General features: G+C 54.4%; 1 rRNA gene. It reads left to right on the forward strand.

The features are described from left to right. A 23S ribosomal RNA gene (locus tag ACYQ3Q_RS28660) occupies positions 1-248 on the forward strand; the annotation flags it as partial.

Here is a 248-nt window from a genome sequence, read left to right on the forward strand (position 1 = left end):
CGGTGCCCGTACCGTAAACCGACACAGGTAGATGGGGTGAGAATCCTAAGGCGCGCGAGAAAACCCTCGTTAAGGAACTCGGCAAAATAGCCCCGTAACTTCGGGAGAAGGGGCGCTCTTCGCAAGAAGAGCCGCAGAGAAATGGTCCAGGCGACTGTTTAACAAAAACACAGGTCCCTGCTAATCCGAAAGGAGATGTATAGGGGCTGACACCTGCCCGGTGCTGGAAGGTTAAGAGGAGAGGTTAG

The organism is Desulfosporosinus burensis (assembly GCF_054657535.1).